A 22,828-nucleotide genomic window follows, 5' to 3' on the forward strand; every position below is an offset into this window, starting at 1 on the left:
CCGTCCCCGCGCGTCCGGTCATCCCGGGATCGCGACCCTGGCCCGCAGCTCGTCACCGGCCCGGGTGACGAGTCCCGCCGGGGTCTCGAAGGTGAACCGGACCCCCGGCAGGCCGCGGTCCAGCACGGCGAGCATCTCCCGATGCGTCGGCGCGTCGCCGGTGGTCAGATCGAGATAGACGGCCTTGCCGTCACGGGGCAGATCCGTGCCCGGCTGGACGAGCTGGCGTCGCGCGGTGATCCCCGGGGTCCGGGTGAGCGAACGGGCGCCGTCGATCGCGACGAGCCGGGTCGCCTCCGGCGGCGGCCGCGTGTAGTGCTGGAAGAACACGCCGCCCGCCGGGCGCGCGGACACGTCCACGTCCTGCCCGAGGGCGAGCCGGCCCACCACCTCGATGAGGTCCAGGCCGGTCGCCCGCCGGTACAGCTCGTTGACGAACCCGCCGATGCGCCCGTTGACCTCGATGACCCGGGGCCCCTGCGGGGTGATCTTGATCTCGGTGTGGGTGATCCCGTGCCGTACGCCGAGGGCGCGCAGGGTGCGCTCGGTCAGCTCGACCACCTCGGCGCGCAGGACGTCGTCCAGCGCGTCCGGGAAGAACTGGCCGTTCTCCCGGAACGGCGGCAGCAGGGGGAGCTTCCCGGTGACGCCGACGGTCCGGATCCCGTCCCCCGAGCAGGCGCTCTCCACGGAGACGTAGTCGCCGAACGGCTCGCTCGGGACGCCGGCGAGGTACTCCTCGACGACGAGGCCCTCCTCCATCGCGGGACCGGCCGGGTCGAGGAGGCGGGCGGCCAGGGCGATCCCCTCGTCCGCGTCGCGCACCAGGTGGGTGTTCCGGCTGCCCTCCCCCCGGGCCGGTTTGAGAACGGCGGGCGTGCGGAGGTCCGCGGGCCACTCGCCGGCACGGCGCAGCGGCCAGGAGGCGGGGGTCTCGATGCCGTGTTCGCGCATCGCCCGCCGCTGCGCGTCCTTGTCCGTGAGCCGTTCGACGGTCTCTGGGCTGTGGAACGGCAGGCCCAGCGCGGCGGCGAGCCGGGCCGCGACAGGCAGTCCGCGTTCGTTGAACGTCACCATGCCGGTCACCGAGGCCGCGCGCAGGGCGGAGACGTCGGCGTCGGCGTCCCCGGTGAGCGTGACGACGGTGCCCGCCGAACGGAGCACGGCCGCGTACCGGGCGCCCTCCGGGCCGGCGGGCAGCACGAAGACCAGCTCGGAGCAGAAGCCCAGGCCGACCAGCATGTCCCCCAGGGTCACGGCGCCCTCGCCGAAGACGACCGCGAGCCTGGGCTCCCCGCCCGTCACGCGCGTCCCCTTCCGTGGTGCTCGACCAGCGCCGCGATCCCGCGGACCGTCGGGGTGGCGAGCGCCTCCCGCAGCGGGACGGCGACGCCGGTCAGCTCGTTGAGCCGGGCGATCATGCGGACGAGGAGGAGGGACTGGCCGCCGAGCGCGAAGAAGTGGTCGTCGGGGCCGACGTCCTCCACTCCCAGCAGGACCCGCCAGACCTCTGCCACCCGCCGCTCCGCGGGAGTGCCGGGCTCTCCGGCGGGGGCCGTCACCGGCGCCGGCGCCTGCCCGGAAGCCGGGGGCGGGGGCGGCGGCGGGGGCGTCCCGCGTTCCTGCGCGGACGGCTCCGGCGTCACCGGGTCGAGCCAGTGCCGGGTGCGCTGGAACGGATACGGGGGCAGGGCCGTCCGGCGGGCGTGCGGATCGTCGTCCAGCGCCTTCCAGTCCACCGGGGCGCCGGCGCACCACGCCCCGGCCACGGCCTCCAGCAGGGTCGTCAGCGGACGCGCCTCGTCCCTGCGTCCGGGCAGGGCCGCGAGCGCCGTCACCGGCCGGCCCGCGGCGGTCTCCTGCACCAGACCGGTGAGCGTACGGCCGGGCCCGACCTCGATCAGCAGCGGGTCGCGCCACCGGAGGGTGTGCTCGACCGCGTCGGCGAACCGGACGGTCCGCCGTAGATGGCGGGTCCAGTAGTCGGCGTCGAAGCCGTCCGCGCCGTCGACGGGCCGCCCGGTGATCCCGGAGATCACCGGGATCGCGGGCGGGTGGTAGCGGAGCTTCCCGGCGTGGGCGCGGAACTCCCCGAGCAGACCGTCCAGCATCGACGAGTGCGCCGCGATCGGCACCGGAACCGCACGGTGCCCGATGCCGAGCGCGTCGAGCCGCTCGACGAGGCCGGGCAGCGCGTCCGCCGGGCCGGTCACGACGACCGAGCGCGGCGCGTTGATCGCGGCCACCGACAGGGACGCCGGCAGCATCGGGGCGACGGTGTCCTCCCCGGCGAAGACCGCCAGCATCGCCCCGCCGCGCACGCGTTCCAGCAGGCGGCCGCGGGCCGCGACCAGCGACGCGGCGTCCGCCAGGCTCATCACCCCGGCGATGCACGCCGCCGCGTACTCGCCCAGGCTGTGCCCCAGCAGCGCCCTCGGCCGCAGGCCCAGCGAGAGCAGGAACTTCGCGGTGGCGTACTCCACGGCGAAGACGGCCGGCTGGGCGAGGGACATGCCGTCGAGTTCGGCCTGGGCGGCGACGGGGTCGCCGGGGACCTCGCACAGCGACCAGCGGATGTCCGTGCCGGTGCCGGCGGAGAACGCACCGGCACAGTCGTCCATGGCGTCGCGGAAGACGGGGAACCTGTCGTAGGGCCCCGCGGCCATCCCGGGGTGCTGGTTGCCCTGCCCGGTGAAGAGCAGGCCGACGTCCACCGAGCTCCGGCTGCGGGAGGGGAGCCTGAAGGCCGACGGTGCCGCCAGTTCCGCGGTCCCGTGCACCACCGCGGCGGAGCGGTGTTCCCGCTCCCGGCGGCCGTGACGCAGGGTGCCGGCCACGTCGCGGACGTCGGTCTCCGGGTGTGCGCGCGCGTACCCGGCCAGCCGGTCGGTCAGCTGGGCCAGCGCCCGCGGGGTGTGCGCGGAGAGCGGGACGACGACGGGCAGGGCCGGTGCCGGCCGCGCGTCGTCGATCACCGGGGCCTCTTCCAGGACGACGTGGGCGTTCGTGCCGCCCACCCCGAACGCGCTCACCGAGCCCCTGCGCGGCCCGTCCGTGGCGGGCCACGGCCGCAGCGCGCGGTTGACGTAGAAGGGGCTGCCGTCGAGTCCGAGGTCGGGCTCCTCGTGCTCGCAGTTGATGCTCGGCGGGATCAGGCCGTGCCACAGGGCGAGCGACGCCTTGATCAGGCCGGCGACCCCGGCGGCGATGTCCACGTGGCCGATGTTCGGCTTCAGTGTGCCGAGCGCGCAGGAGCCGGGCCCCGCGGAGTCGCCGAACGCGCGGATCAGGGCCTCCACCTCGATGCGGTCGCCCAGCTCGGTCCCGGTGCCGTGCGTCTCGACGTACTGGATGGTGTCCGCGCCGACACCGGCCGCGGCGTGCGCGGCGCGGATGACGTCCGCCTGCCCGCTCACGCTCGGGGCGGTGTAGCCGACCTTGCGTCCGCCGTCGTTGTTGATCGCGGACCCCTTGACGACCGCGTAGACCGTGTCCCGGTCGCGGAGGGCGTCGCCGTGCCGCTTCAGCACCACGACGCCGACCCCGTTGCCGGGTACGGCGCCCCGGGCGTCCTTGGCGAAGGCCCGGCAGTGCCCGTCGGGGGAAAGGATGTCGTGCGGGCTGTGCAGGTACCCCGACCGCTGGGGCAGCACGATGGACGCGCCGCCGGCCAGCATGAGGTCCGCCTCGTACCGGAGCAGGCTCTGCACCGCCATGTGCACGGCCACGAGGGACGTCGAGCACGACGACTGGACGGTGATGGCGGGGCCCCGCAGGCCGAGCCGGTAGGCCGTGCGCGTCGCCACGTGGTCCTTCTCGTGGCCGACGAGCATCGCCATCTCGCCCAGGTTCCTGACCAGCTCGGGGTGGCCGAGCACGTTGCGCGTCAGGTAGTGGTTCCTGCCCGTGCCCGCGTACACCCCGATCGGGCCGGGGGCCGTCTCCTGGGTGTACCCGGCGTTCTCCAGGGCTTCGAAGGCGCATTCGAGGAAGAGCCGCTGCTGCGGGTCGGTGACCTGGACCTCGCGCGGCGGCATGCCGAACAGGCCGGGGTCGAAGTCCTCCACGCCCGATATGACCCCGCGAACGGGGACGTAGGCCGGATCGGTGAGGACGCTCTCCGGAACCCCCTCGGCCGTGAGCTCGTCACGGTCGAACCGGGTGAGGCACTCCCGGCCCTCGGCGATGTTCTCCCAGAAACGGTCCGGACCGTCGGCACCGGGCAGGCGCAGCCCGAAACCGATGATCGCGACATCTTCGCGCGGTGTGTGAGCCCGGTTCATCGGGACCTTCCCCTCAACTGCTCGGCCAACGCCCGCACGGTGGGGTATTGGAAGATGTCCACGATGCGGAGCGGATGGCCGGGCAGTTCCGCCCGCAGGCGCGTGTGCACGCGGCCGGCCAGCAGCGAGTCCCCGCCGATCTCGAAGAAGGGATCGTGGACGCCGAAGTCGCCGGTGCCGAGCACCTCGCTCCAGACGGCCGCGATGACGTCCTCGAAGGCGCTCCCGCCGGCCTGAGCCGGCATGGGTCTCCCGTGGGACGGCCCTCCGTGGGCGGTCCCCTCGTGGGCGGAACCTCCGTGGGCGGGACCTCCCGGCGCGGGCGCAACGGCGGGCGCCGGGGTGCCCACGGGCGGCGGACCCGTGCCGCCCGCCACCGCCAGTCTCTCGAGCTCGCCCACGTCCACCTTGCCGTTGGGCGTGTACGGCAACCGGTCGGTCACCACCCAGAGCACCGGCACCATGTAGCCGGGCAGCTCCTCGCGGAGCGCCTCGCGCAGCCGCGGCACCAGGCCGTCGTCCCGGTCCGCCACGACGGCGGCGAGCAGCCGTCCGGCCCCGGCCTCCGTACCGGCCACCACGACGGTGACGTCCCGGACCCCCTCGCGCCCGCGCAGCCGGTCCTCGATCTCGTCCAGCTCGATCCGGTAGCCGCGCACCTTCACCTGACGGTCGCGGCGGCCGTCGAAGTGCAGCCGCCCCGTGGCGTCCCAGTGGACGAGGTCGCCCGTACGGTAGAAACGCTCCCGTTCGCCCCGGGGGACCACGAACGCCCGCTCCGTCTCCTCCGGCGCGCCCAGGTAGTCCACCGCCAGCCCGCTGCCGCCCAGGTACAGTTCACCCACCTGGCCCGGAACGACCGGCTCGCCGGCCTCGTCGAGCACCAGCGCGGACGTGCCCGCGATCGGCCTGCCGATCGGTACCGGGGTCTCGACCTCCGTCGCGTCCGCCATCGGATGCACCGTGGAGAACGTCGTGTTCTCCGTCGGCCCGTACGCGCTGACGACGGTCAGGCCGGGGTGGCACGACAGCACGGCCCGGACCGCGTCGGCGGGCACGACCTCACCCCCGGTGAGCAGCTGCCGGGTGGTGGCGAACGCCTCCATCGCCTCACCGGCCATGACCCGGAAGAGCCCCGCGGTGAGGAAGGCGACGGTCACCTCGGCCTCGCGCATGAACGAGGCCAGCTCGTCCGGCGAGACCGGCCCGTCGGGGAAGATCTCCAGGGTGGCCCCGGTGGCCAGCGTGCAGAAGATCTCCAGCGTCGACGCGTCGAAGGCCAGCGGGGCGAGCCTCAGCATCCGCTCACCGGGCCCCCGGCGCAGGTAGGAGGCGCCGCGCACCAGGCGCACGACCCCCCGGTGCGGGATCCGCACCGCCTTCGGCACACCGGTCGACCCCGAGGTGAACGTGATGTACGCGACGTCGCCGGGATCACGGCGGACCCAGGCCCGGACGGGCCCGGCGGCGGACCGGTCGGTGACGGACACCGGATGGACGGGGACGCACGGGGCCGGGGCCGCCCGGACGATGGAGCGGGCCGCGGTGAAGTCGCCGATCACGGCCTTCGGCCGGACCCCGCCGAGCATCGACCTCAGCCTCGGCGGCGGGAGCGAGCCGTCCATCGGGACGTAGACCGCTCCGACGCTGAGGACGGCGAGGACCGCGACGATCTCCTCCACGGAGCGGGGGACCGCGACGGCCACGTGGTCGCCGGGGACGACCCCGCAGGCCGACAACCTCTCGGCCTGCGCCTCGACCCGGCCGAGAAGCTGCGCGTAGGTCAGTTTCAGGTCCCGCTTCAGGTCCCGGACGGCGGGCAGTTCCGCGAAGGCCTCGCCCGCCCAGGTGATCAGCTCACCCAGGCAGGCGTCGGCGTCGACCTCGGACGCCCGGCCACGGTCGCGCTGCGGCGAGGTCGCCGGCGAACCGCCTCCGTCACGTCGCAGGCCGGTCGAGATCTCTCTCATCACTCCACTCCCGGGGTCGAAACGGTGGTCGTCATCACGTCGCGCATGCCCCGCACGATGCGGCGGCCGTTGTCCGGGTGGCGCAGGTGGAAGTGCCCTCCGGGCAGAAGGCGCATCGAGAACTCCCCTGCGGTGTGCTTCTCCCAGCCGCCCAGCCTGTCGTGCAGGTCGTGCTCGTCGCTGCCGGCCAGGACCTCCACGGCGCACGACAGCGGTTCACGGTCCTGGAAGCGGTAGGTCTCCACGGCCGTGTAGTCGGCCCGCATGTAGTCCGCCACGACCGCGAGCAGTTCGGGGCTCTCCAGCAGCTCCGCGGGAATCCCGTGATGCCGCTCGTGCAGCGTCTCCAGGAGCTCGACGTCGGGCAGATGCCGTACCTCCGGCTCCCGCCGGGCCGTGTCGGGGCTGGGAAAGGAGGAGAGCCACAGCCGTTGCGGCATCCCGCGGCCGCGGACGCGCAGCGCGTGCGCGACCTCGAAGGCGAGCAGGGCGCCGAAGCTGTGGCCGAACAGGCCGAACGGCAGATCCGACGACAGGGAGCCCGCGAGGTCGTGGGCGAGGGCCCGCAGGTCCCGGGAGGCCGGCTCGCCGAACCTGGTGCCGCGGCCGGGCCGTTCCACGCCGACGATCCGTACGTCGTCCGCCAGGCCCGCCCAGCCGCGGAACTCCGCGGCCGAGCCCCCGGCGTGCGCGAAGCAGTAGACGCGCGCCCGGAACGGGGACGGCGGTGACGTGTCAGCGGTGGACATGACCGTACCGCCGGTCGATCAGGTCGAAGATCCGCAGGCGGACCTCCGCGCTTCTGAGAAACCCGTCCGCGGGCACGTCCACGCGGTCGGTCGAGCACCGGTCGGCCGTCCACCCCGGCGCCGGCCCCCGGTCGCTCCCGGCGCCGACCACGAGCGAGACCGGCGTGACGGGCGTCGGCGCGGGCGTCGCGGCGGTCGCGAAGAGGAAGCCGAACCACGCCCGGTACCGGCGGGTCATCATCGTGACGCACATCTCCCGCTCGGCCTCGGACATGTCCTCGCCCGCCAGCTTCCTCTCCAGGTCGCCGGTGAGCGTGTCGAGCGCGGTGGTGAGCGAGAGCCCGGCGGGTGGCTCCGCGGCGGCGCCGAGCGTCGCGCGCAGGGCTCCCAGCTCCTGCCCGATCATGCCGGGGGTGAGCCAGGTCGGTTCGACGAGGACCACGTGCGGCGCGTCCCCGCCCTCACCGAGCCGGTCCGCCAGCTCCAGGGCGAGCGTCGCCGCGCTGCAGTAACCGAGCACCCCGGCGGGCCGGACCGGTAGTTCCCCCACCTCCCGGGCGTACACATCGGCGAGCCGGGCGATGGTCGTGTCCCCGTACGCCTCGAGATCCTGCACGGCGTCGATGCGGTAGACGCTCCGCCCCGGCCCCGGCACCCCGCTCATCAGGTCCGTCATCGTGTCGGTGACGGAGAACACGGCGAAGTCCACAAGTATGATCGGCGGAAGCCCGCCCTCGGCTATCTGTTCCAGCACTCGTTCCCCCTTTACGATGTCCCGTCCACGGCGAGGGGCCGAAGCCCGGAGCCGCCGGACGGACCGCTCCGTCGCCGGCCGCCACCGCGCACGCCTCCCCCGGCCCGCGGTGAGAACACGATCGTCGAAGACCGATGAATCCCCGTGACCCTCGGCGCCGGTGAAATCCCCTGGGTGTGACGCCGCGCCCTTCTGATCCGAGGGCGTGCCCCGGCGGGAGTCGCCTCCCGCCCGCCGGCCGTGCACACTCTCGCACCACGCCCTGGAACGCCACTGAAGCGCCGCTGAGACGGCGCGCGAAGCCGGCTCCGCCCTCCACCGGCCGTGTCACACGGGTCGCAGGCGGCCGTACGGTCGCCTGCGCCGCCACCGGCTCGGCGCCCACCGGCCTGGAGTCCCGGCCGCTCGCGGGCACGCGGGGATCGAAACCCCGGAGCGTGCGGAGCGGGGGCCCGGGTGAGTCACACGGCTGGACGAACGTCCCGGCCGGCGGACCGGGTGGGAGTGACGATCGTCAACCTGTCCACCCTCAAGAACGGCAAGGCCGTGACCGGCCGTGGCCGAAGCACCCTCGCCTGAGGCGACCGCTCCGGATCCGGCGGCTCGGCGGGCGCGACGACACCGGCGGAAAGCACGAAGCCGATTCCCACGAGAGCCGTGGTGAACGGGCCACCGAGACGGCGCCGGTCCTTGTTTTCCGCCGCCTGGAATCCGCCGGCGACGAGAGCGGCCGATCCGATGCTCGAAACGCCCACGAGAAGCGCGAAAACAGAGACCGCTGTTCTCGCCGGTTCCGGGATGCTCACGCGACGTCGTTTTTCCCGCCGGGGCCGAAAGCCTTTCCCTGCCGGGGAAATCCTGATCCCCGTCCGAGCGGGGACGGGAATCGACCCGTCGTCCCGGTCTGGGCGGCCGATCGTCAGCCCAGGAACGTCCGGGTCGTCGCCACGAACAGGTCGGCGTCGTCGAGCCAGGGGAAGTGTCCGGCTTCCGGTTGAACGACGAACGTGGCGTCCGGGAACAGCCCGGCGAACTCGGCCGCGACGTCCGGAGGAGTGTTCAGGTCGACCTCCCCGGCGAGCAGCAGCACCGGGGCGGTGAACGCGGCCAGTGCCGCGCGGGTGGCCTCCGGGTCGAAGGCGCCCTCGGCGCCGAAGGCGACCGCGGCCTCGTCGTTCCGTTGACCGTCCTGGGACGCCTGGTGGGTCCGCGCCTCCGCGTCCCATCGGCCGTAGAAGAAGGGGTCGACGGCCTTCGGGTCCCCGGGGGCGTCGCCCGCCATGACGGCTTCGAGAGCGGCGAAGGCCGCCGCGAACCAGGGCTCGTCCTCGCGGAGCCGCGCGACCGCGAGCCGGCTCCGCCCGGTGGCGTCGATGCCGACGGCCCTGGTGCTCGGCGTGATCAGAGCGAGCCTGCGGACGCGTTCCGGGTGCCGGGCCGCGTACAGCACCGCGAGGTTCGTGCCGGCGGAGTGCGCGAGCAGGTCCAGCCGGTCGAGACCGAGGTGCTCGCGCAGCGCCTCGACGTCGTCGACCAGCCGGTCGCAGCGGTAGGAGGCGGCGTCCTCCGGTGTCGCGGACCGGCCGGTGCCCCGAGGATCCACCATGATCAGCCGCCGGTGTCCCGACAGGCCGCCGAGCTCGCCGAGGTAGCTGGAGTCCTGCATCGGACCGCCCGGCAGGCAGATCACCGGGGCCCCCTCACCGAACACGTGGTAGGCGAGGCCGGTTCCGTCGTACGCGGGGAAGGTGGGCATGGCGAAGATCCTGTCACCGGCGTTCCGGCCAGGGCAACACCGACGACCCCGGCTCTTCCATGAGGTGCGCGCGCACCACCGGCGGCTCGCCCGCGAGCGCGTACCGGGTGGAACATGTACTGGATCGTCACGGTTCCCCACGGTGGCGCAGCGCCCCCTCACCCTGGAGGACGTGACCTCGCAGCCCGCGTCGCGGAGCAGCGCCGTCACCTGTGGCACCCTGCCCGCCTCGAACACGGGAACACCGTGTCAATCCCGTTCGGGCCGCGTCGACCGGTTTTCCGGAGAGCCGAGGGAAGACCGGGTCACCCCGGTCGTCTACGCGTCCGTGTCCATTTCCTCGCGGGAATCCGGGAGCCGAAGTGTCCTCACCGGAATCAACTGCTCCGAATCCTCCAGCTCGGCAAGCGCGACGACACCGGCGGAAAGCATGAAGCTGCCCCCCACAATGGCCATGGCGAACGGACCACCAAGGTGACGCAGACGTTTGTCGCGTGCGGCCTGGAATGCGCCCGCGACGAGAGCGATCGCCCCCACGCACAAGGCGCCTGTGAAAATCTCGGTAAAAGTCAGCACGACAGGCGATCCTACGACGGCACGCGCGTTTCGCGACCATCGAAAACGGAATGGGCGATGCCTGTCCGAAACGACCGGGACCGCTGGGCCCACGGGTCGACGGGTCGACCCTCGACGGTGCCGCCGTGACCGGACCTGCCGCAGGAACAGGAATCCGGAGACGGTCCGCGCCCCTTCCGCGTTTCAGGGAACGGTTCTCAGCGCCGCGCCGCCTTGGCCGCCCGGACGGCGGCGGGAACGTGCCGGAGACAGAGCCGGAAACCCTCCGCCTCCGGCTCGAATCCCAGCGAGGTGTAGAGGCGATGCGCGCCGTCGTCGGCATGACGCTTGTGGGAGAGAAGCTGAACCTTGTCGCACCCCGCGGATCGAGTACGGCAGTGCGCGCCGAGTTCGGTCCCACCTCCTAACGGACGCCGCCCGGGGAGATCAGGCCGGTCTCGTAGGCGATCACCACGGCCTGGGCGCGGTCGCGCAGGCCGAGTTTGGACAGGATGCGCGCGACGTGGGTCTTCACCGTGGCCACGCTGAGGGTCAGCCGGTCGGCGAGTTCGGCGTTGCTCAGTCCGGTGGCGAGCAGGCGCAGCACGTCCAGCTCCCGGGGCGTCAGCTGGGAGAGGTCACGGTGGAGGGCGGGCCCGGCGTCGTCGCGGCGGGCGAAGCGCTCGACCAGGCGGCGGGTGATGGTGGGCGCGAGCAGGGCGTCGCCGGAGCGCACCAGGCGTACCGCGGCCACCAGATGCTCGGGGGTGACGTCCTTGAGCAGGAACCCGCTCGCCCCGGCGGCGAGCGCGGCGTACACGTAGTGGTCGAGGTCGTAGGTGGTCAGGATCAGCACGCGGGTGTCCCCGGCGCCGCCCGCGCAGATCCTCCGGGTGGCCTCGAGGCCGTCCGTCCTCGGCATCCGGATGTCCATGAGCACGACGTCGGGCGCGGTACGGCGGACCGCGGCGACGGCCTCCTCCCCGTCGGCGGCCTCGGCCGTCACCTCGATGCCGTCGGCGGCGAGGATCATGCGGAATCCCGTGCGTACGAGCGCCTGGTCGTCGGCGATGACGGCGCGCAGGGGCTCGGTCACGGCGCACTCCACGGGATGAGGGCCTTGATCCGGAATCCGCCCCCGGCCGTCCGTCCGGCCTCCAGGGTCCCGCCGTAGACGGCGAGCCGCTCGCGCAACCCGATCAGTCCCCTGCCGTCGCCGGTCCGCGGCCCGGCGCCTCGCGTCCCGCCGGTGTCGGTCACCTCGATCTCCAGCCGGTCGCCGTCGTGACCGATCGACACGGACGCGGCCGCCCCGGCCGCGTGCTTGATCGTGTTGGTGAGGGCCTCCTGCACGACGCGGTAGGCGGCGAGGTCGATCCCGGGCGGCAGCGGCCCGGGCGGCGACACCTCGACGCTCACCGGCACCCCGGCGGCGCGGACCCGTTCCACCAGGGCGTCGAGCTGGTCCAGGCCCGGCTGGGGTTCGAGCCCGTCGGAGGGCCCGTCGAGGCGCTCGCCGCCCGGGCCGGCGAGCAGGCCCATGACGTTGCGCAGCTCGGCCATGGCGGCCCGGCCGCCGGACTCGATCGCGAGCAGCGCCTGTTTCGACTGCTCGGGCTCCGCGTCCATGACCTTGCGGGCCGCACCGGCCTGGATCACCATCACGCTGACATTGTGGGTCACCACGTCGTGGAGTTCGGCGGCGATCCGGGAGCGCTCCTCCGCGACGGCCCTGCGCAGGGCGTTCTCCTGCGCCTGTTGCAGCTCGGCGAGCCGGTACCTGCTGGCTCCCAGCTGTCGCCGCCAGAAACGGACGAAGCTCCCGAAGACGCCGACGCCCAGCAGGACGACGAACGGTCCCAGCCAGCTGGGCAGCCCGGGGGCGACGTCCTTGAAGGCGCCACCGGCGAGCCCGGCCGCGAGCACGAGACCCCCCATCGCCAGGAACCGGTTACGGCCGTGGACGACGGCACCGTACGCGGCGACGGCGCAGGCCAGCACGGTGATCCAGGTCGCGCTCGCGTGTGTGGCCGACGCCGCGGCCAGCACCACCCAGAAGGTGGTGAGCGGGTACCGTCGCCGCGCCGCCAGCGGCAACGCCGTCAGCGCCACGACGAACGCGGACGGAACGTGGCTCAGCGGCCAGTCCTCCACGCTGCCGGGCGGGTCGCCGGACGGCGGGGACAGAGTGTCCGGAATTGGTGGCAGGTCGTGAATGTCGGGAAGATCCGGAAGGTCGGGGAGATCGGGGAGATCGGGAATCGACGGCAGGGGCGGGACGGTCTGCCGGAGCCGCAGGTACTCGATCACCTCGGGCCGGTCCACGACGGAGCCGGTCACCGGATACCTCACCGAGATGGTCACCGCGACGACCGTCAGGACGAGCGCGACCACCCCGTCGACGGCGAGCGCTCCGCGAGACGGCCGCGCGGGGCCGCCACCGCCCGGCCCCGGCGTGTCCCGGCCCGGGCGGTCCTCGTCCAGCCGGCCGTCCAGGTCCAGCACGTACCGCCACCACGGTGGTCGCTCATCGGTCTCCACCGGCACATTGTCACGCTTGCCCGGCACCTCCCACATCGGCCGCGATGACGGGGCTCGCGGTCGCGGGGAGTACATCGCGGGGATGACCCGGCGGCCCTTCGTCCTCAGGAGGTACGCGATCTCGGTACGACGGCCGACGCGCACCGGCGGGGACGGTACCTAGTTTCGTTCTCGCCATCACCTGGCGCTGGAGCCGCGACCTCGCCGAGAGTGTCGCCGCGCCGTTCCGGCCACCTTTCGGACCGTCCCCCAGGAGGACAGAGCGTGACTTCCGCCTTACGGGCCCAGGCACTGGGCAAGCGGTACGGCAGACGCTGGGCGTTGCGCGAGTGCACCGTCGACATCCCGGCGGGTCACGTCGTCGGGCTGGTGGGTCCCAACGGCGCCGGCAAGACCACGCTGCTGAAGCTGGCCGGTGGCCGGCTGGAACCCACGACGGGCGACATCACGGTGCTCGGCGGGCGGCCCGGGAGCACGCCCGCGCAACTGGCCAGGGTCGGGTTCGTCGCCCAGGACACCCCCGTCTACGCGGCACTGACCGTCGCCGACCACCTGCGACTGGGCGCCCGGCTCAACCCCCGCTGGGACGCCGCGCTCGCGCGGAGACACATCGGGGCACTCGGCCTCGATCCCGCGCAGCGGGCGGGCAAACTGTCGGGCGGCCAGCGCGCCCAGCTCGCCCTCACCATCGGCCTGGCCAAGCGGCCCGAGCTGCTGATCCTGGACGAGCCCGTGGCCTCGCTCGACCCGCTGGCCCGCCGCGAGTTCATGCGGGGGCTGACGGAGGCCGTCGCCGAGCACGAGTTCAGCGTGGTGCTCTCCTCCCACCTGGTCTCCGACCTGGAACGGGTCTGCGACCACCTGATCGTCCTCGTCGACTCCCGCGTCCGGATGGCAGGGAAGGTCGACCGGCTGCTGGCCACCCATCACCGGCTCACCGGCCCGCGCCGCGATCCCGACCGGCTCCCCGCCGACCATCACGTGATCTCCGCCGACCACACCGACCGGCAGAGCACGTACGTGGTCCGTACCGACTCCCCGATCCACGACCCCGCCTGGACGGTCACCTCTCTCGGCCTGGAGGACCTCGTCCTGGCCTCCATGGACGAGCACCCCGTGGGGAACCGGCGGGCCGCCGTGGAGGTGCGGCGATGATCTGGCTGACCTGGCGCCAGTTCCGCGGCTCGGCCGCGATGACGGCCGCCGTCCTCGCGCTGCTCCTCGCCGTCCTGGCCCTGACCGGGCCGGACCTGGCCTCCGACTACGCCGCCGGGATCGCCGGCTGCACCGCGGACGACACCTGCCTCGACTTCTTCGACCGGTTCTTCGGCGCGCACGACATCACCTTCCTGGCCCTCACCCTCGTCGTGCTGCTCCTGCCGGCGCTGGTCGGGCTCTTCTGGGGGGCGCCGCTGGTCACCCGGGAGCTGGAGGCGGGCACGCATCTGCTGGTGTGGAACCAGAGCGTCACCCGGGGCCGCTGGCTGGCGGTCAAGCTGGGGCTCGTCGGCCTTGCGGCCATGGCCGCCGCCGGGGTGTGCGGGCTCGCGGTGACCTGGTGGTCCGCTCCCCTGGACCGGTCGGCGGTGCCGGAGCTGGCGCAGATGGCGCCCCTGGTGTTCGGCGCGCGCGGTATCGCCCCGATGGGGTACGCGGCCTTCGCGTTCGTCCTGGGGGTGACCGTGGGCATGCTGGTGCGCCGTACGCTGCCGGCGATGGCCCTCACGCTGGCCGTGTTCGTCGCGATCCAGCTCGCCGTGCCGCTGCTGGTCCGTCCCCACCTGATGCCCCCGGTCACCGGAACCTTCGAGATCAGCCGGGAGAACATGGACGGCCTCGGCGCCCCGCAGGGCGGATCCCTGCAGATCTTCCTGAGAACGTCGGCCGTTCCCGGCCACGCGGGCGCCTGGGTGCTGTCCAGCAGGCTGGTCGACACGTCCGGACGTACGGTCTCCGGCGGAGACGGACGCTCGGGACCGTCGTCGACGATCGTGCGGGCCGTCCCGATCTCCACGACGTCGGGACCCTGCTCACCGCAGGAACTCTCCTCGGGAGGGTGCATCTCCGAGATCAACCGCCTCGGCTACCGGCAGCGGGCGAGCTACCAGCCCCTTGAGCGCTTCTGGCCCTTCCAGTGGATCGAGACCGGCATCTACGCCCTGCTCACCCTCGGCCTGACCTGGTCGTCCTTCTGGTGGATCCGGAGACGCCTGACATGACCACCGCTATGACCGCTACCGGAACCGTCGTCAGAGCCGCCGTCACCGCCCGCGCCGGTGCCGAGACCACCACCAGGACGGCCATCGTGACCACCTTTAGGTCCGCCGCCGGGGCCGGCGTCAAGATCGTGGCCGTCGGGCTCGTTTCGCTGCTGATGGCGGCCTGTAGCGCGCCGGCGCCGCCGCGCGTTCAGGCGAGCACGGCGGCCACGACCGCCTGCGCGCCGCCGGCGGGTCCTCCCCGGGCGGAGACGGCCACCACGATCGACGTCATCGAGCAGGCCTACCTGTGCATCCTCGGCAACCACCACGGCGGCGCCACCCTGGACGCCCGCACACTGCTGACCGCCGCGTTCGCCGCCCTGACCCGGGAGCTCGACCGCAACGGGCACAACGTGCCCCGGGCGAGCATGCCCGCCCTGACCGGCGACCGAACAACCGACTGGGCCGCCTTCGAGGCCACCTACCGCACCATCACCGACCACCTCCCCGACCAAACCACCGACCAGGGCTCCGACCGGGGCTCCGGTCTGCGCGACAAGCTGGCCACCGCCACCCTCGAAGCGCTCGTGGCCGCCCTGGACGACAACCACGCCCGCTGGATGCACGACCTCGCCAGGCCCCCCGACCTCTACGACGGCGACGACTACGGCCTGGGCCTGCAGACCAACATCACCACCCCCCAAGGCACCGGTGACTCCAGCGCCACCGGCGCCGCTCTGCCCCCGCTGTTCGTCACCACCGTCCACGGCGGCGCCGCCCGGGCCGCCGCCCTGCGCCCCGGCGACATCATCGAGTCCATCAACGGCTCGGCCCCCTTCATCGACCACCATGCCACCCCCGCCCTGGCCGCCCTCTCCCCCCGCTACCCCGAAGCGCGCCCGGTCCGGCTGCGGCTCCTGCGGCAATCCACCGGCCGCCGCTGGAGCGCCACCCTGACCCCCGGCGTGTTCCAACGCGACCCGGCCACCCTGAAAGTCGTACGATCACACCTGATCGGCGACGACATCGCCTATGTGCGGATCGCCGGATTCACCCCCGACGCGGCCAACCGGACCTTCACCGCCCTCACCCGCCTGCGCACCGGCCGCACCCTGACCGGTCTCGTGCTGGACCTGCGTGGCAACGACGGCGGCAGCCCCCAAGAGGCCATCCGCCTGCTGAGCGCCTTTGCCCGCGATGCCGCCACCGCCTACCAATGCACCGCGGACGGCACCTGCCGGCCCCTGCGCACCGACGACACCGTCGCCCCCCTCAACCTGCCCCTGACGGTCCTGACCGACCACGGCTGCGCCTCGGCGTGCGAGCACTTCGCCTCCGCCGTCAAGGACCTGCGCCTGGGAACACTGATCGGCACCAGAACCGCCGGCCTCGTCTCCGGCCCGGCCCGCCCCTACCGGCTCAGCGACAACACCACCGTGAGTCTGCCCACCACCCACCACCTGGGACCCAACCGCGAAGTGATCGACCGCATCGGCATACCCCCCGACCACCACACCCCCCTGACCCCCCACGACGCCGCCACCGGACACGACCCCGCCCTGGCCAAGGCCCTGACCCTGCTGCGCACGTGAAGGACCTCGCCATGAGAAGACTCCTGATCCTCACCGCAGGGCTGACCCTCCTGGCCACCTCCGCATGCTCCACCCCCCCACCCCCCAGAGCCGACGCCCCACCGGCCACACCCCCCGGCCCCGTCACCCTGCCCGCCCCCACCGGCCCCCACCCGGTCGGCACCACCGTCCTCCATCTGACCGACACCTCCCGCCCCGACCCCTGGAACCCCGACGCCGACACCCGGGAACTCAAGGTCACCCTGTGGTACCCGACCGGGCAACGCGACGGGCAACGCGCGCCCTACATGACAGCCGGGGAAGCGAAACTTCTCCTGAAAGACTCCGGGCTCTCGACCACGCCGTACGACACGCTGAGCGACACACGGACCAACGCCGTCAGGGACGCCGTCCCCGCCGGCGGGAGATTTCCGCTGGTGGTGCTCTCCCCCGGCTTCACCAAGCCGGCGAGCACCCTCACCTCCCTGGCCGAGGACCTGGCCAGTCGCGGGTACGTCGTGGCCGGGATCGACCACACCTACGAGAGCTACGCCACCACCCTGTCCGACGGCCGGGTCGTCGAATGCCTCGCCTGCGACAGCGACACCGACCCCGGTTTCCGTGCCGGGCTCGTCCAGGGCCGGGCCGCCGACGTCTCCTTCGTCCTCGACCGGCTGACCACCACGTGGAAGCACTCCCGCCTGATCGACCGCGGGAAAATCGCGATGGCGGGCCAGTCGATCGGCGGGGCCGCCGCCGTGGCGACCATGGTCAAGGACCCCCGCGTACGCGCCGGGATCGACATGGACGGCACCACCTACGCCCGCATCCCCAAGGACGGCCTCTCCCGGCCGTTCATGTTCCTGGGCTCGAAAGACCACGTCCCGGGCGGCCTCGACACCTCCTGGGACCGCGACTGGAAACTACTGACCGGATGGAAACGCTGGCTGGTGCTGTCGGACGCCGAACACCAGTCCTTCACCGACATCCCGATGCTGGCGGACGTCCTCGGCCTCGAACCTCTCCCCGGCATGCTGCCCGCGGCCCGTGGCGCGGAGCTCACCCGCACCTACGTGGCGGCCTTCCTCGACCAGCACCTGAAATCACGACGACAGCCCCTCCTGGACAAACCGTCGCCGCGCCACCCCGAGGCCACATTCTGCCCCGCGACCTGCGCCCGCCCCTGAGACGTCGCGCATCTGGACACGCGGGTGACCGGCCCAGCGGGACGGTGGGCGGAGTCGATCCCCGTTCGGCGACGGTGCGCACGGCGTCGCGGAGCGGGCGCATAGGGTCTCCCACATGGCGCTGCGACCCGTTCAGGTGAACATCAAGGCCCTTGACGCCCCGGCGGTCGGCCGGTTCTGGGCGGAGGCGCTCGGCTGGAGTGCGTACAGCCCCGGCATGACCACCTACGTCGGACCCGCCGGTGGTCTCGTCTGGCCGGACCCGGTCGCCGTCTGCGTCGACGTCGTTCCCGTCCCGGAACCCAGGACACCGGCGAAGAACCGCGTACACCTCGATCTCGCCACCACCTCCACGGCCCATCAGGCGGACCTGGTCGCGCGCCTTCGGGCTCTCGGTGCGACGCCCGCCGACGTGGGCCAGAGCGACGTCCCGTGGACGGTCCTGGCCGACCCGGAGGGCAACGAGTTCTGCGTGCTGGAACCCCGGGAGATCTATCGCGACACCGGGCCGATCGCCGCGGTGGTGGTCGACTGCGCGGACCCCCGGGCCATGGCCCGGTTCTGGGGCGAGGCGGTGGACTGGACGTTGCACGAGATGACCGACGATCAGGCGGTTCTGCGCTCCGCCACGGGAGGCGGCCCGTATCTCGAGTTCCTCCGGACGCCCGGCGTGAAGACCGTGCCGGACCGCGTCCATCTGGACCTGCTGCCCTACCCCGGTGACGACCAGGCGGCGGAGGTGGCCCGGCTGCGAGCCCTCGGCGCCGTCGACCTCGACCTCGGCCAGGGCGATGTCCCGTGGACGTGCCTGACCGACCCGGAAGACCACGAGTTCTGCGTCCTGACCCCATCCTGACGCGGAGCCGCAACGACATCGGGACACGTGAGCCTGCGTACTCACATGTCCAGATCTTCCTACGCCGGTGCGACCTGGGGATATCGAAGACATGCCGCCCCCCGATCTCCGCCAAGGACTCCGCGATGATCCAGGCGGCGGCACGCCGCACCCAGCCAGCCCACCGCCCGGTGGTCGCTCCAGCCGCCGGCCTCGACCGCTTCGCTCGACTCCGGCTACCCGCGCGGACCGTACATGATGACCAGTACGCCGACCATGCAGACGGTGGCCCCGATGACGTCCCAGCGATCGGGGTGGAACCTGTCCACCACCATGCCCCATATCAGCGAGCCCGCGACGAACACGCCCCCGTAGGCGGCAAGGATGCGACCGAAGTTGGCGTCCGGCTGAAAGGTGGCCACCAGTCCGTACAGGCCCAGAGCGACGAACCCGGCCCCGACCCACACCACCCCGCGTTGTTCCCTCACCCCCTGCCAGACCAGCCACGCCCCGCCGATCTCGGCGAGCGCGGCGACCAGGAACAGCAGAAGAGAACGCGCGACAGTCACAACCGCGACTGTAGGGGACCGCTTTCGATCTCCCGGTGAGCCCTCTCGTTCCGGCAGCCGCAGCCAGCCCCGCCCGCGCATCCATCGGCCTGCTTCCGCCGGCGCAGGAACCACGCCAGTCCCCACGTCAGCGCGGCCATACCCGCCAGAATCACGGCCACCGTCGGCATGACACCCGTGAGCGCGACGGCCCCGGCACCCCCGATCACCCCAGCGGTCAGCAGTACGGGAAGCGCACAGCACACGGTGCACGCCAGAGCGGCCAGCCCCGTCAGGCCGGCCGGGAGCAGGCGCTCGCGCCGTTCAGGGTCGGTCGAAGTCGACATGCCGACCTCCCTTCGCAAGGTCGGAGAACGGCAGGGGACAGCACGAACTCGCCGCGCACTCCACCAGGTCGTCACACCCGGCGTTCAGCGCTTGGGACAATGTCTCGCGGATCGTCCGAAGGTCGGCGATCTTCTGTTCCACCTCGGCGAGCTTGGCCGTCGCCCGTGCCTGCAAACCGCTGCCCGGCGGCTTGCCGTGACGATGCGCGGCCGCCTCGACCAGGTCGGCCACCTCGTCGAGGGTGAAGCCCAGCCGTTGCGCCACCTTGATCACCCGAAGGACGGTCACGGTCTCCGGCGGATACAGCCGGTGCCCCCCGCTGCTGCGCCGCGGTTCCTCCAGCAGACCCCGCCGGTGGTAGTAGCGCAACGTTTGAGCGTTGACCCCCACCGCATCGGCGACCTCTCCGGTACGCAGCCACGGCCCGTTCACGACACGACCCGGGGCGCCGCCTCGATCGCCCGGACCACCAGCCCGTCAAGCACCTTCGTGTGCACCGCCGGAACCTCGATGTCCAAGGTCAGGCCATCGCCACCAGGGGTGAAGGTGAAGGTGAAGAACGAGCAGCACCCCGTCTCACGGGCCGCCAGGTCACGCGCGGCCCTCTCCACCTGGGCCTCGTCATCCAGTGTGAGCCGCAGGTGAGCCGGTCCTACGCGGTACAGCCCACGCAGCGCGGAGGCGAACAGTTCGTCGAACTCCGCCACCCGCAGCGGCCGCTCCTCGGTCGGAAGCGTGCATTCGGCCGGCGCCCATCCCATGAGCTCTCCATCCATCAAGACCACCCGTCCCTTGCGCGAACGATCCCTGCAGCTCGACGGTAGGCCTGTACCCCGGTACAGGATGCAACCCCTGAAAGCATTCCTCCGGCGGGGGCATCTCGGCTCCGGGATGATCGGCGTTGCACCACGAAGGCCGTAGACGGTTGAGGTGGAAGCCGCATCTCGCGGGAAACGGGGAATGGTGGATCAGAAACGAAGAAGCCCCCGCACCGCGTTTCCGCTGGTGAGAGGGCTTTTTCTGCTGGTGTGGCAGGTGCAGGACTTGAACCTGCGTAGGCTGAGCCGACGGTTTTACAGACCGCTCCCTTTGACCACTCGGGCAACCTGCCGCGTCCTCCGCTTGCGGCGGCGACAGGAAGAAGAATAGCGGACTTCCGCTGGTGACGTGACATCGGCGGCGCGCGTCGCCCCATACCCGCCCTGAACTGGACCTTTGGAGCACACCAGCTGTTCATGATGGCTACGGAAGGGGTCAAAGGGGCGTGTGGGAGGCGGTCCGGCACCGATCGCGGGGATGCCGGCGGGAAGGAGTGGGACCCGTACGGGATCGGGTGCGGGGGAGCGGACGGCACGGCGGGGCCGGGGTGGGACACGCCACCGCCTCGGCATCGGCGGGAGATGCTGGCTAGGCTGATCCGTTACGTACGCGTCTACCGAACCGGCTCGCGGACGCCGCCGCGCTTCGGGGTCCGCGGCACCTGGGAGCCGGGCCGTGGCTGATAGTTCTACCGGTTCAGAGGGGATTGTACTTTGGCGGATTCATCGTTCGACATCGTCAGCAAGATCGACCATCAGGAGGCCGACAACGCGCTGAACCAGACGCTCAAGGAGGTGGGGCACCGGTTCGACTTCAAGGGCACCGGGGCCGACATCTCCTGGTCGGGGGGTCAGAAGGCGATCGAGATCAAGGCCAACAGCGAGGAGCGCGCCAACGCGGTCCTCGATGTCTTCAAGGAAAAGCTGATCAAGCGGGGGCTCTCGCTCAAGATCCTGGACGCGGACGAGCCCAAGCTGTCCGGCAAGGAGTACCGCCTTCTGGTGACGCTCAAGGAGGGCATCGACCAGGAGCACGCCAAGAAGATCTCGAAGATCATTCGCGATGAGGGTCCCAAGGGGGTCAAGGCACAGATCCAGGGCGAGGAGTTGCGGGTGAGTTCGAAGAAGAGGGACGAGCTGCAGGAGGTCATCGCCCTGCTCAAGGGCAAGGATCTGGAGATCGCCCTTCAGTTCTCGAACTACCGTTAGCCCGTCGAGCGATCGGCGCCGTGACCGGGGATCCCGCGATTCCCGCTCCTGATCGGGGCATATCCAGGGCACACGGCCGGGGCAGGAGGTCTTCATGCCCCGGCCGCTCGTCCGCCGGAGGCGGCAGAACCGCCCGGTCGCGAGGCCGCTCACTCACCCGCCGGAGGCGGCAGAACCATCCGGTCGCCGAGGTCGCTTACTCGTCCGCCGGAGGCGGCAGGGTCGCCCGGTCGCCGAAACACCCGGCGACCGTAAGGGCGGACGATCGTCGATGAAGCGGTTTCGGTCCGCCGCCGCGACCGGGCGACGACATCCGCGGCGACACCGCCGACTCGCCCCGACCGAGGCGTACAGTGGGCCGGTACGTAGCGGACGCCCCCGTTGTCCGGGAGATTCGGGGGGTCTGCGTGGGGTCGTTCCGTCGCCTGGGCGTCTGTGCCGGCGTGCTCGCCATCGCCTTGGGGGCTGCCCTTCCGGCGCGGGCCGCGGACGCGGGATCTCTTCCGGCGCGGGCCGAGGACGTGCGGTCTCCGGCTCTGTACGCGGGCCTCGACGGGTGCCTGTGCGCGCCGTGGAGGCTCTGGCTCCGGGGTGGCGATGTCGTCGACCTCGCCGACGCCCGGGTGTTCTCCTCGCGCGGGCGACGGGCTCCGCTGGCCCTGTCGCCCAACGGCGGGCATGTCGCCTACTTCGACCTCGGCAGCGGGGCACTGGTGGTGCGGAAGGTGGTCTCGGGCACGGTACGCGCGGTGCCTGGTGTGACCTGGTCGAGTGCCATGCGCGCGACGCGGATCGAGCTCTCTCCGCGCGGACGGTACGCGGTGCTGGGCGTCGGGGAGGAGTACCGGATCCTGGACACGCTCAGCGGGACGAGCCTCACGGTACGGCCGGGGTTGCGGCCGTGGAGTTTCAGCCCCGACGCGGAGTTCGTCCTGGCGGTGGACGACGCGTTCCAGGCGGTGGTCTACGCGATGTCGCCCTTCGCCGAGCGGGGACGTGCTCCCCTGGGAGGTGCGCTCGGGCCGGAAGGCGAGACCGTCGCCCATTTCACGGAGAGCGACGCCGGGATCGGCCTGTGGAGCGTGCCCTCCGGCGTCCCCGCCGCGAGCGCTCCCATCGCCGTTCCCTACGGCATGACGCCGACCCGGCTGCGCTGGAACGTCATGGGCCACCTTGATCTGCAGACGGTCGTTTCGCGCCGGGCGCGGAAGGGAGGCGGTAACCGTTACGGCTGGTATCGGATCGACCGGGAGACGGGTGAGATGGAACGGATCCGCCGCTTCGTCGTGCCCGGATCGGTTCACCATCCGATCGTCGCCGGGTTGAGCCCGTGATTCGCCCTGGCGGTTCCCCTTCTCAGGTCGTGGGAGGCGCCACCGCCAGGTATGGGAGTGACCGGCCACCCCAAGGTGGGGGGGGACTCGCCACTTCCGGGGCGTGAGAGCCGACACCCCCGGGAGTGTGGGGGGAACCACCGCCCCGGGTATGAAAGTGCCTCTTCCC

At 72.2% G+C, this 22,828-nt stretch carries 21 protein-coding genes and 1 tRNA gene; 7 read left to right on the plus strand and 15 right to left on the minus strand.

All coding sequences use genetic code 11. From position 1 onward, the window contains the following. Positions 1-18: 18 nt before the first annotated feature. The 10 genes from ACLQ2R_RS00690 to ACLQ2R_RS00735 form a co-directional block, all read right to left on the minus strand. A complete protein-coding gene (locus ACLQ2R_RS00690) occupies positions 19-1,305 on the minus strand; it encodes an ATP-grasp domain-containing protein (protein ID WP_425957286.1) in 1,287 nt (428 codons plus the stop codon). Continuing rightward, positions 1,302-4,283 (minus strand): type I polyketide synthase, encoded by a 2,982-nt coding sequence (locus ACLQ2R_RS00695; RefSeq protein WP_425957287.1) that lies wholly within the window; start codon positions 4,281-4,283, stop codon positions 1,302-1,304. Before ACLQ2R_RS00695 ends, ACLQ2R_RS00690 begins: the two co-directional genes overlap by 4 nt. Further along, the gene (locus ACLQ2R_RS00700) at positions 4,280-6,253 is read right to left on the minus strand and encodes a non-ribosomal peptide synthetase (protein WP_425957288.1); all 1,974 of its coding nucleotides are present in this window, start codon (positions 6,251-6,253) and stop codon (positions 4,280-4,282) included. Before ACLQ2R_RS00700 ends, ACLQ2R_RS00695 begins: the two co-directional genes overlap by 4 nt. Beyond that, positions 6,253-7,002 carry a thioesterase II family protein gene (locus tag ACLQ2R_RS00705; RefSeq protein WP_425957289.1) on the minus strand — a complete coding sequence of 250 codons (750 nt, stop codon included), beginning with the start codon at positions 7,000-7,002 and terminating at the stop codon, positions 6,253-6,255. Before ACLQ2R_RS00705 ends, ACLQ2R_RS00700 begins: the two co-directional genes overlap by 1 nt. Then, positions 6,989-7,756: a hypothetical protein gene (locus tag ACLQ2R_RS00710; protein ID WP_425957290.1), complete on the minus strand. Its 768-nt coding sequence runs from the start codon at positions 7,754-7,756 to the stop codon at positions 6,989-6,991. Before ACLQ2R_RS00710 ends, ACLQ2R_RS00705 begins: the two co-directional genes overlap by 14 nt. A 461-nt stretch (positions 7,757-8,217) precedes the next feature. Next, positions 8,218-8,562: a hypothetical protein gene (locus tag ACLQ2R_RS00715; RefSeq protein ID WP_425957291.1), complete on the minus strand. Its 345-nt coding sequence runs from the start codon at positions 8,560-8,562 to the stop codon at positions 8,218-8,220. 113 nt (positions 8,563-8,675) lie between these two features. Continuing rightward, entirely contained in the window at positions 8,676-9,512 is an 837-nt protein-coding gene (locus ACLQ2R_RS00720; RefSeq protein ID WP_425957292.1) for an alpha/beta fold hydrolase, read from the minus strand. A 318-nt stretch (positions 9,513-9,830) separates the two neighbouring features. Further along, the gene (locus ACLQ2R_RS00725; protein WP_425957293.1) at positions 9,831-10,088 is read right to left on the minus strand and encodes a hypothetical protein; all 258 of its coding nucleotides are present in this window, start codon (positions 10,086-10,088) and stop codon (positions 9,831-9,833) included. 403 nt (positions 10,089-10,491) lie between these two features. Then, the gene (locus tag ACLQ2R_RS00730; protein ID WP_425957294.1) at positions 10,492-11,163 is read right to left on the minus strand and encodes a response regulator; all 672 of its coding nucleotides are present in this window, start codon (positions 11,161-11,163) and stop codon (positions 10,492-10,494) included. Further along, positions 11,160-12,608, minus strand: coding sequence for a sensor histidine kinase (locus ACLQ2R_RS00735; protein ID WP_425957295.1), 1,449 nt, complete (start codon positions 12,606-12,608; stop codon positions 11,160-11,162). The genes ACLQ2R_RS00730 and ACLQ2R_RS00735 overlap by 4 nt, the downstream gene beginning before the upstream one ends. A 264-nt stretch (positions 12,609-12,872) precedes the next feature. On the opposite strand from ACLQ2R_RS00735, the gene ACLQ2R_RS00740 reads away from it, so the two are divergent. The 5 genes from ACLQ2R_RS00740 (at position 12,873) to ACLQ2R_RS00760 (ending at position 18,423) form a co-directional block, all read left to right on the plus strand. Further along, on the plus strand, positions 12,873-13,763 hold the full coding sequence (locus ACLQ2R_RS00740) for an ABC transporter ATP-binding protein (RefSeq protein ID WP_425957296.1): 891 nt from the start codon (positions 12,873-12,875) through the stop codon (positions 13,761-13,763). Then, complete coding sequence (locus tag ACLQ2R_RS00745) at positions 13,760-14,827, plus strand: ABC transporter permease (protein ID WP_425957297.1); 1,068 nt, start codon at positions 13,760-13,762, stop codon at positions 14,825-14,827. Before ACLQ2R_RS00740 ends, ACLQ2R_RS00745 begins: the two co-directional genes overlap by 4 nt. An 8-nt stretch (positions 14,828-14,835) precedes the next feature. After that, a complete protein-coding gene (locus ACLQ2R_RS00750) occupies positions 14,836-16,401 on the plus strand; it encodes a S41 family peptidase (RefSeq protein ID WP_425957298.1) in 1,566 nt (521 codons plus the stop codon). An 11-nt stretch (positions 16,402-16,412) separates the two neighbouring features. Further along, positions 16,413-17,567, plus strand: a complete 1,155-nt coding sequence (locus ACLQ2R_RS00755) for an alpha/beta hydrolase family protein (protein WP_425957299.1) — start codon at positions 16,413-16,415, stop codon at positions 17,565-17,567. A gap of 115 nt (positions 17,568-17,682) precedes the next feature. Then, a complete protein-coding gene (locus ACLQ2R_RS00760; protein WP_425957300.1) occupies positions 17,683-18,423 on the plus strand; it encodes a VOC family protein in 741 nt (246 codons plus the stop codon). Positions 18,424-18,638: 215 nt separating this feature from the next. Here the strand turns inward: ACLQ2R_RS00760 and ACLQ2R_RS00765 are convergent, their stop codons facing one another. The 5 genes from ACLQ2R_RS00765 to ACLQ2R_RS00785 form a co-directional block, all read right to left on the minus strand. After that, a complete protein-coding gene (locus ACLQ2R_RS00765) occupies positions 18,639-18,971 on the minus strand; it encodes a YnfA family protein (RefSeq protein ID WP_425957301.1) in 333 nt (110 codons plus the stop codon). Next, complete coding sequence (locus ACLQ2R_RS00770) at positions 18,968-19,297, minus strand: hypothetical protein (protein WP_425958174.1); 330 nt, start codon at positions 19,295-19,297, stop codon at positions 18,968-18,970. The genes ACLQ2R_RS00765 and ACLQ2R_RS00770 overlap by 4 nt, the downstream gene beginning before the upstream one ends. Continuing rightward, a complete protein-coding gene (locus ACLQ2R_RS00775; RefSeq protein ID WP_425957302.1) occupies positions 19,275-19,730 on the minus strand; it encodes a MerR family transcriptional regulator in 456 nt (151 codons plus the stop codon). The genes ACLQ2R_RS00770 and ACLQ2R_RS00775 overlap by 23 nt, the downstream gene beginning before the upstream one ends. Then, positions 19,727-20,059 carry a hypothetical protein gene (locus tag ACLQ2R_RS00780; protein WP_425957303.1) on the minus strand — a complete coding sequence of 111 codons (333 nt, stop codon included), beginning with the start codon at positions 20,057-20,059 and terminating at the stop codon, positions 19,727-19,729. Before ACLQ2R_RS00780 ends, ACLQ2R_RS00775 begins: the two co-directional genes overlap by 4 nt. 268 nt (positions 20,060-20,327) lie before the next feature. Further along, positions 20,328-20,409 (minus strand) — tRNA-Tyr (locus tag ACLQ2R_RS00785). A gap of 421 nt (positions 20,410-20,830) precedes the next feature. On the opposite strand from ACLQ2R_RS00785, the gene ACLQ2R_RS00790 reads away from it, so the two are divergent. Both ACLQ2R_RS00790 and ACLQ2R_RS00795 read left to right on the plus strand, forming a co-directional pair. Continuing rightward, on the plus strand, positions 20,831-21,325 hold the full coding sequence (locus tag ACLQ2R_RS00790) for a YajQ family cyclic di-GMP-binding protein (protein ID WP_425957304.1): 495 nt from the start codon (positions 20,831-20,833) through the stop codon (positions 21,323-21,325). A 521-nt stretch (positions 21,326-21,846) separates the two neighbouring features. Beyond that, positions 21,847-22,659, plus strand: a complete 813-nt coding sequence (locus ACLQ2R_RS00795; protein ID WP_425957305.1) for a hypothetical protein — start codon at positions 21,847-21,849, stop codon at positions 22,657-22,659. Positions 22,660-22,828: the final 169 nt, after the last annotated feature.

The organism is Streptosporangium sp. DT93 (genome assembly GCF_049844535.1).
Taxonomy (GTDB): Bacteria; Actinomycetota; Actinomycetes; order Streptosporangiales; family Streptosporangiaceae; genus Streptosporangium.